Raw genomic sequence first — 8,961 nt, 5'->3', positions numbered from 1 at the left:
CAAAATGGCGCGGATCGTATGGGCCCTGATGGCTCATGGTGGCGTCTACAAGGCTCCGGCCCCTCCACAGACGGCAGGCATGACATGACCTGTATGATCGTGGACCCGAGACCACCCAACTTTCGCGGATCGAGGTGTGGGTGGCCCCGCAGCTCCAATATTCACTCAAGGCAGTCAGGCACTAGCATGGCGGGCAGGACGTATATCCAGCAGGGCTCAGTCTTGTAGAAGATCTCTGATCTGATTTCAGATACCTGCTACCGCACCGTCCGAGCGGGGGTCACTAGCACCCTCGATGCGCCCATCAGGGTAACGCGACAATGCACCGGCATGCCCCATAAGACTGTTCACCGGGCTGACGATCTCAAGGTCATGACCGGCATTACGCAAAGCAAGGATCAGCTCCTCTCCGATGTCACCCTCAACCTTGAGATTGGTGGCCACGGTCCCCCAGGTACGGCCCAACAGCCAGCGTGGTCGCGAGATCGCCTGCTGCAGTGGCACGCCATGCATCACATGGCGGGTGAAGATCGCGGCCTGTGTCTGAGGCTGCCCTTCTCCTCCCATCGTGCCGTAGCTCAGACGTCGGCCATCAGGCAGTTCTGCGAAGGCGGGGTTGAGAGTATGGAAGGGCTTGCGCCCGGGCGCTAGGGACCGCGGTCCCCCATGCTGCAGCAGGAACGAGCTGCCCCGGTTCTGCCATGTCAATCCAGTGTCCGGCAGCACGACCCCGGATCCGAACTCGAAGAAGATCGACTGGATGAAGCTGGTCATGTTACCTTCGGCATCGACCGCGCCGCACCAGATGGTGTCTCCCTTCTGCGCCACATGTGGCCAGGGCGCGGCACTGGCAGGGTCGATCATGGCGGCTTCGTTCGCGAAGACCCTCGTCTGGAGCCATGCGCTCTGATCACCGGTCAGCTCTGGGGTGCCGATCAGGCGGTCGCGGGCGATGAAGGCCCGCTTGGTGGCCTCGATCAGACCATGGAGATGGGCGAAGCTTTCGGGTTCCACCTCGGGTAGCTGGTCTGCAATCCCGAGGATTGCGAGCGAGGCCATGCCCTGGGTCGGCGCAGGCAGGTTCCAAAGCCGCGTGCCGTCGCGCAGCGTCGCCGACAAAGGGGTGACCTCGGTTGGGTGCCAGGCCTCTAGGTCACCTTGCGCGACCAGCCCCCCGACGGTCTCCATGTCGGCCACGATCCTAGCCGCCAGAGGCCCGCGATAGAAGCTGTCGAGCCCGTCACGGGCCAGAGCCTCGAGCGTGTCGGCCAGCCGTGGCAGCGTCATGCGCTGACCTTGGCGCGGCACCTGGCCTGCGGGCAGGAAGGTCTGCGCGAAGCCCGGCACGGCTGCCAGGGCTGCCAGGTGGGTCCGGGTCAATTCTTCCTGCGAGCGGGTGACGGGAAAGCCTTCGCGGGCATGGCGGATGGCGGGGCCGAGCAGATCTGCTAGGGGCAGCGGCGCACGCCACTGGGCACTGATACGCAAAGCCATGTCCCAGCCGCCGACTGTGCCTGCGACGGTATTGGCCGCCAGCACGCCACGTGGTGGGATCACGTCCATGCCCTTGTAAAGCGCGGGCGTGGCCGCCGATACGGCAGTCCCTGAGGCATCGATCGCGCGCGGGGCCTCGCCGGGGCGGGAAATAAGCCAGAAGCCATCCCCTCCGAGGCCCGTCATGTGCGGATAGACCACCGCGAGGGCTGCCGCCATGGCCACCGTGGCCTCGACGGCGGTACCACCGCGCGCCAACACGTCACGCCCTGCCTGGGCTGCCAGATGGTGGGGGGCGGTCACCATGCCGCCATAGCAGGAAGGGGTCTCGCTCATGCTTGCTCCAGGTCGATCGCGCAGGGGGGGGAGAGAAGGTTTATGGCACTCACAGCCAAGATCGCGGCCAGCTGGGGCAATTCATCGATGAGGAAATGTTCATCAGCACCGCCCAGATTGAAAGGGGTCAGACCGCACACGATGCTGTCGAACCCTTCACGCCGCCACAGCCGGGCATCCGATGCGCCGATGCGCAGATTGGCCAATGATGGCCTACCCAGTACCGCGCCCGAGGCCGCGAGCGCAGCCTGTACCACTGGGCTGGCAAGCGGCGTCATGTTGGGCTCGTAGCGGCGATCCACGCTCATTGTCAGCGCCTCACCGAAAGGTGCCAGAAGCGCGGCGATACGCTCGAGAATCTCGGCAGTGCCGACCCCTTGCGGAAGGCGCAGGTCAAGCGCGGCCTCGGCCTGGGCTGCCACCAGATTTGGCGACTGGCCGCCTTCGATCCTGCCAATGTTGACGGTCAGCCGATTCAGGGCAGTTTCCTCACCGATGCCCTGTGCACTGGTCACGAAGGGCTCTGCCTCACGTGCAATGGCGCGGGCCGGATGGTCTTGTGGGGTCTCGATCGCCTCAAGTTCCTGCAAGGCGGTTAACGCGGCTATCAACGTCTCGATGGCGCTGCTGCCAAGATGCTTGTGGGCTGAATGGGCCGCCTTTCCAGTCGCTGTCAGGCGAAGCCATAGCATGCCTTTTTCCGCGATGCGGATCACACGCGGGGCACCGACATCTGGCACGATCACCGAAGCACCAGTCCATCCGGGGAAATCCTCGATCATGAAGCCGGTGCCGCGCTCGCCCATTGCCTCCTCATCGCCTGCCAGCACAACCGCGATCTGAGCAGCCACATCCGGCGCAGCCTCTGCAAGCAATTCCATGGCACCAAGGCTCGCGGCGATGCCTCCCTTCATGTCGGCTGATCCCCGGCCATAAAAGCGCCCATCGGCCTGCTCGCCGAACGGAGCACGGATCCAGGTAGCCGCATCACCCACAGGATAGGTATCCAGATGGCAGGATAAGATCAGCCTGGGTGCCGCGCGTCCGCCACACCAGCGCAGCACAACATTGCGCACTGGGGGTTCACGTTCATGCCATTCAACATGATCCGAACCGAAATCACGAGCCAGATCAGCCGCCAGATCCGCGACCGCCCGGGTATCCGAGGGCGGTGTCTCAGAGGGCTCGGCCACCAGTGCACGTGTGGCATCGAGCATGCGCGGAGTCAGTGCTGCCGCGCGAGCGACCAGATCAGGGATCATGCTTTTTCTCCAGTGGCGGGCAGCAACAGCAACAGGATCTCGCTTGTCACGGCGGCCGCGAGGAAGGCGGTCATGCCCTGAACATCATGCGGCGGCGAAACTGTGTTCACATCGGCACCCACGATGTTGAACCCTTCGAACAGGCGGATGAAGTCTAGCCCTTCGCGCGCGGACAACCCTCCCCAGACAGGAGTAGCCACCCCTGGTGCACAGGAAGGATCGAAGACATCCATGTCGAACGAGAACCACACGGGCCGATCGCCAATCACCTCGCGCATCCGCGCAACTACTGCCTCGGGGCCTTGGGTCAATAGTTCGCGCAAAGTGACTAGGTTGTACCCCAGCTCACGTCCATAATCATGCACGCCCCCCACCATTGTCGTGCCCCGCAGACCAACATGCCAGGAACGCGAGGTGCTGACACGCTGCTCGAGTGCCGCGAAGGTGTACTGGGTGGAGGCATCAAGCGGATGGTCGGGATCGGGGCGATAGCAGTCGGTATGGCTGTCAATGTGGATCACGCACAGACCAGGGTATTTCTGTCCAGCGGCACGTACCAGCGGCAGCGAGATCGAGCCGTCACCACCAAAGCCCACGGGGATGGCACCTGCATCCATAATGTCACGAGCTGCAGCCTCGGTGGCTTCGAAGGCATCCTCGATACGCGAGGGGGTCAGGCGCACATTGCCGCAATCCACGAGGCCGAGTGCCTCGACCAGGTTCACGTCACCGCGCTCGGGATGGAAAGGGCGCACCAGCAGGGATTGTTCACGGATGGCATCGGGCCCCTGGCGCGACCCGACCCTGAACGGATGGATACCGCAGTCGAAGGGGACGCCCAGGATCGCGGCGCGTGCGCCGGTCGGGTCGGTGCGGTAGGGCACGCCCATGAAGGTGCGCGGGGCGAGGGTGTCGATGCTCATGAAGACGCTCCTGGTCGTGGATCGGACTGGGGATACCTCACCCGGAGCCAAGGCCCCAGGTGAGGTGGCGCAGATCAGCGGGCTGCCAGACGGCGTTCCCAGATGCGGATCGCCATCGCCAGCGGCCAGCAGATGACGAAGTAGACCACCGCAATGAAGGTGAATATCTCGAGCGGGCGGAAGGTGGTCGAGGACAGCTCCATCCCGCGACGGGTGATCTCGGTGACCGAGATGACGGCGCCAAGGGAAGAATACTTGATCAGCTGCACGAAATTGGCGGCAAGCGCCGGCAGGGTCATGCGAACGGCCTGGGGCAGAATGATGCGGAAGAATGTCTGTACATCGCTCAGACCGACGACCCGCGCGGCCTCGAGCTGCCCCTTCGGGACCGCCTGGATGCCCGAGCGGTAGGATTCGGCGATGAAGGCCGAAGAATAGACGCTCAGGCCGATGATCAACGCAGTCCAGGCCGACAGGTTGATGCCGAAGACGATCGGCAGCACGTAGTAGACCCACAGCAGCTGCACCAGGATGGGGGTGTTGCGTACCACCTCGCCAATGCCCAGGCCCAGCCAGCGCAGCGGGCGGAAGCGCGACATGTCCATGGTCGCCAGCAGCAGGCCACCCAGCAGGGCCAGCGTCAGCGTGATGGCCGAGATCTCGAGTGTATTCCGTAGCCCCGACATCAGGAAATCGAAATGCTTGGGGATGACATCCCAGCGGAAGGCGTAAGTGAACATGGGATCTCCGGGCCGGCAAGTGGGCAAAATGAGGCGAAGGATACGGGGCGGCTGGGTAAGTGCGCCGCCCCGCTGGGGTCACTTGACGAGAATTTCCGTCAGGCCGTGCTTTTCGGCAAAGGCTTCCAGACGGCCATCCATGGCAACGGTGTCGATGAAGAGGTTGACGTAGTTCAGCCAGACCTGGTCACCCTGCGGGACAACATAGGCATAGGGGGTCACGCTCAGGGGTACGTCCGAGGCCACCACGCGGGGCCAGTCGAATTCAGACTTCAGCTTCATCGCGGTCGGATAGTCGGTCATCACCACATCGGCGCGACCGGCCATCAGCTCGCCTTCGCGGGTGGCGGGCGGCGAGATCGCCGACAGCGTCGCTTCCTTCAGATAGCCGCGCAGGAAGGGCTCGACATAGGAGCCGAGCGTCGTCACCACGGTCACACCCGGCTGGTCGATGTCGGCCCAATCCTTGATCTCGCTGTCCTGGCGCACGATGCCGAAAATCGAGGATTTCAGATATGGTTTCGAGAACTCGACGGCTTGGGCACGGGCCAGCGTTGCGCCAATGCCAAACATGCCGATGTCGCACTTGTTGGCCTGAATATCGGCGATGAAGGTGCCAAAGGCGCTCTCGACGATCTCGAGCTCGACATCGAGCTCCTTCGCCAGCTCCTTGGACATGTCGGCATCTATGCCGGTGATTTCGCCGGTCGTCGGATCACGGAAGGAGATGGCATAGTACATCGGATACTGGCACACGCGCAGCTTGCCCGACTTGGTGATCTCGACGAGGCGCGACTGCACCTGGGCATCGGCGGCGGTCGGAGCGGCGATAGTGCCGAGCGCGAGCAACGGCAGGGTGCAGGCGGCGACGGTGGAAAGAAGGCGGTTCATCATCATTTCCCTGTTTTCTGTCTAATGGGCCGGCCCGGGGGACAAGCTCCCGGACACAGGCGGGGTCAGTCCTGGATCTGGCGCAGGAAGCGCACCGCGCGATCGGAGCTGGGCGCGGTGAAAAAGCTTTCGGGGTCGGTGTCCTCGACGATGCGCCCCTGGTCCATGAAGACGAGCCGGTCGCCGACACTGCGCGCAAAGCCCATCTCGTGGGTGACGACCAGCATCGTCATGCCCTCCTGTGCCAGCTGGCGCATGACCTGCAGCACCTCCTGGCGCAGCTCGGGGTCAAGCGCGGATGTGGCCTCGTCGAACATGATGACCGAAGGGTTCATGGCCAGCGCACGCGCGATCGCCACGCGCTGCTGCTGGCCGCCCGACAGCCGAGCCGGATAGCGGTCTGCCTTGTCGGCCATTCCCACCTTCTCCAGCAGTGCCATCGCCTTGGTCGTTGCCTCGGCTCGCGGCAGCCCGCGTACCCGCATGGGGGCCTCGATGACATTCCCCAGCACGGTCATGTGCGGCCACAGGTTGAAGTGCTGGAACACGAGCCCGATCTCGGGGCGGATGGCGCGGGCAGCCTGGCTGGCGGCCCGCGAACCCGCAGCATCGGCGATGACGGTGTCATTGAACACCACCTCGCCCTTGCTGGGGCTTTCCAGAAGCGCCATGCAGCGCAGCAGCGTCGTTTTGCCCGAGCCCGATGGCCCGATCACGCAGACGACCTGTCCGGCATGCACGTCAAGGCTCACGCCATGAAGAACCTCGACCTTGCCGAAGGCCTTTGAAATGCCGCGCGCCGAGATCAGCGCCTTGCCCACAGAGGTCCCGGATGTCGCGTTCTGCATGATAAGCATTCCTTATGTGGGTGGTGCATTATCATTTTGTTTGATCCAAAATCCCTTTATATCAATTGATTCATGATATAGTTTTTACTGATGCTGTTGAATTTTTTGCAGCGCCATTTTTTTGACGCCTCAAAAGGACCGTCTGCATGGATATCAAGCTGATCGAGACTTTCGTGACGGTCGTGCGCAACGGATCATCTACGGCGGCAGCCAAAGTCCTAGGTATCAGCCAGCCTGCGGTCAGCCTGCAGCTGGCCAAGCTGGAGAAGGCGGTAGGGTTCGAGCTGTTCAACCGCACACCATCAGGCCTCGTCATCACTCCCGAAGGACAGCGCTTCCTGCCCGAAGCCATAAGCCTGCTGCAAGCCTGGAAGAAGCTGCATGACGTGCGCGAGGGCATCCGCATCAACGGGCTGGGCGCACTGACAGTGGCAAGTCACCCTTCTGCTGCTGTGTCGGTCATGCCTTATGTCGCCGATGCCTTTGCCCGCCAGTATCCAGATGTGAAGCTGCGCCTGATCAACCGCATGTCCGAGGAGATCCTGACCCATTTTCCCGGTACCGGCGTCGACATTGCGGTGTGCGAGCTGTCACGCGACCTGCCCGGGGTCCAGGTCCGGCGCATTAAGATCCGCACTCATGTCATCCTGCCCCTCGACCATCCCTTGGCCGCGCGAGAAATCCTGACACCAACCGACCTGTCGGGCGAGCCCTTCATCGCCATGCCCCCTGAACGCCTGATCGCCCATCAGGTGCGCAGCGCCTTCGACGAGGCTGGCGCTCTCTACAATCCCGTAGCCGAAGTCGACTATTTCGCATCGATTTGCGTCATGGTCGCCGCAGGGCGCGGCATCTCGGTGGTCGATGCCTTCTCCGCGCGCAATTTCGCCCCCCTGGGCTTGCATCTGCGCCCCTTCCTGCCGGTGATCCCCTACGAGATTGCCATCCTCTCCATGCCGAATCGACCGCACTCGGCCTTGCATGACACCTATCTGGCATTGCTCGAGACGCATCTTCTTTCCGAAGGAATCCAATGAAATGAACATCAACACTCCCTCGATGCCGACGGATGCCGATCGCCTGGTGTACTGGCTTGATCGCATATGCGTCTTTGGCGGACGGCGCACAGGATCGAGCTCGGAACAGCAAGCCAGCGCGTGGCTTGGAGAGGTGCTGGCAGCCATGGGTGGCAGATTGAGCGTGCAGGATGATGCCTGGTCAGGCTGGCGACCGAAGCTGGCAAGTATCGAGGCGGGTGGCGCAATTTTCGAGGCTTGCGCGCTGCTCAATGCACCAGGCACCCCCGCGCAAGGGCTGCACGCCCCTGTCCTAGATCTGGGGCGCGGCACGCCTGAAGATTTCGCTACCCATGCTGCACAGATTCCGGGGCGCATAATCCTCGTGGCGCACGAGCGGATGTTCTCGGCCACAACGGTGCACCGCCGGGTGAAATATGCCGAAGCCGTCGCGCGCGGGGCGGCCGGCATGCTGGTCGTCGGACACCAGCCGGGCAGCCCTGTTGCAGGATCGACCGGCATGGAGGCCAATGAGGGCATTCCCGCCATGGGCATCTCTCCCGAGACCGCAGCAGCCTTGGTCACGGCAGGTGAAGCCACCCTGCATCTAGCAGTCGAAACCGTTCCCGCGACCGCGCGCAGCCATTTTCTGGAATTCGGCCCGACAGACGGACCTGTGGTCGTGCTGTCGGCCCATATCGACGGCCATGATCCGGCCGAAGCCGCGCTGGACAATGCCTCAGGCTGTGCCATCCTGCTCACCCTTGCCGAGGAGGTTGCGCGGCAGAGCGATCTGCCAGTACGGCTACGGTTCTGCTTCTTCAATCTTGAAGAATGGCGCCTGACGGGATCGCGCAATCATGTCGCCACCCTCGACCAAACAGACCGTGATCAGATCATCGTCAACATCAACCTCGACAGCCTCGGGATAGCCGGGCCGATGACGGCGCTAACGTCGGATTTTCCGCATCTGGGGCCATTCCTGCAGCAGGTCTTCGCCTCCGTCGGGGAAGACCTGCAGATCCATCTGCCCTTCCAGGCTAATTCAGATCACGCCAACTTCGCTGAAGCAGGCATCCCGGCATTCCGTCTTCTGGGTGGCTTCGATGATCCCGCCTCGAGTGCAATGGCGATCCTGAGCGGTGGCGATCGGCGCGACATTGTGTCGATGCCAGATCTCGTTCGAGCTAAAGTTGCCGTTCACGCAACAATGCACGCGTCCATGGCGCTACCGCCATCTTCGCTACGCTGATCTGCTTTTGGCACGCCCTGCCAATGGCTGATCACCCCAAAAGGACACCTCAACGCTAGTGTCCTTTTGGGTAATGCCACACTACACGACTCGCAACCTCAGGCTCTTCGGAATGACGATTTTCCGGTCGACGATTGGCTCGTCCTGGCCTGATCGCAATCGGCGGCGGAGTTCATCAAAACCTGTTCTGAACCAGGAT

Annotated in this window: 8 protein-coding genes; 2 read left to right on the top strand and 6 right to left on the bottom strand. The window is 62.7% G+C overall.

Going from position 1 to position 8,961, the window contains the following annotated elements:
* Positions 1–246: 246 nt before the first annotated feature.
* The 6 genes from EP867_RS18245 to EP867_RS18220 all read right to left on the bottom strand — a co-directional run bounded on the left by EP867_RS18245 (position 247) and on the right by EP867_RS18220 (position 6,494).
* Positions 247–1,830, bottom strand: a complete 1,584-nt coding sequence (locus tag EP867_RS18245) for a gamma-glutamyltransferase family protein (RefSeq protein WP_128490890.1) — start codon at positions 1,828–1,830, stop codon at positions 247–249.
* Entirely contained in the window at positions 1,827–3,092 is a 1,266-nt protein-coding gene (locus tag EP867_RS18240; protein WP_128490889.1) for a M20/M25/M40 family metallo-hydrolase, read from the bottom strand. Before EP867_RS18240 ends, EP867_RS18245 begins: the two co-directional genes overlap by 4 nt.
* Positions 3,089–4,015: an arginase family protein gene (locus EP867_RS18235; RefSeq protein WP_128490888.1), complete on the bottom strand. Its 927-nt coding sequence runs from the start codon at positions 4,013–4,015 to the stop codon at positions 3,089–3,091. Before EP867_RS18235 ends, EP867_RS18240 begins: the two co-directional genes overlap by 4 nt.
* A 74-nt stretch (positions 4,016–4,089) precedes the next feature.
* Positions 4,090–4,755 (bottom strand): amino acid ABC transporter permease, encoded by a 666-nt coding sequence (locus EP867_RS18230; RefSeq protein WP_128490887.1) that lies wholly within the window; start codon positions 4,753–4,755, stop codon positions 4,090–4,092.
* Positions 4,756–4,833: 78 nt separating this feature from the next.
* Positions 4,834–5,646 carry an ABC transporter substrate-binding protein gene (locus EP867_RS18225; RefSeq protein WP_206616379.1) on the bottom strand — a complete coding sequence of 271 codons (813 nt, stop codon included), beginning with the start codon at positions 5,644–5,646 and terminating at the stop codon, positions 4,834–4,836.
* A gap of 65 nt (positions 5,647–5,711) precedes the next feature.
* Entirely contained in the window at positions 5,712–6,494 is a 783-nt protein-coding gene (locus EP867_RS18220) for an amino acid ABC transporter ATP-binding protein (RefSeq protein WP_206616378.1), read from the bottom strand.
* A 146-nt stretch (positions 6,495–6,640) separates the two neighbouring features.
* Here EP867_RS18220 and EP867_RS18215 point away from each other — a divergent pair, with 146 nt between their 5' ends.
* Positions 6,641–7,531 carry a LysR family transcriptional regulator gene (locus tag EP867_RS18215; RefSeq protein ID WP_128490884.1) on the top strand — a complete coding sequence of 297 codons (891 nt, stop codon included), beginning with the start codon at positions 6,641–6,643 and terminating at the stop codon, positions 7,529–7,531.
* A gap of 1 nt (position 7,532) precedes the next feature.
* The gene (locus EP867_RS18210; protein ID WP_164888944.1) at positions 7,533–8,762 is read left to right on the top strand and encodes a M28 family peptidase; all 1,230 of its coding nucleotides are present in this window, start codon (positions 7,533–7,535) and stop codon (positions 8,760–8,762) included.
* Positions 8,763–8,961: the final 199 nt, after the last annotated feature.

It is taken from the genome of Falsigemmobacter intermedius (assembly GCF_004054105.1).
GTDB classification, from domain to species: Bacteria; Pseudomonadota; Alphaproteobacteria; order Rhodobacterales; family Rhodobacteraceae; genus Wagnerdoeblera; species Wagnerdoeblera intermedia.
This window is presented reverse-complemented; position numbering and strand designations above follow the sequence as displayed.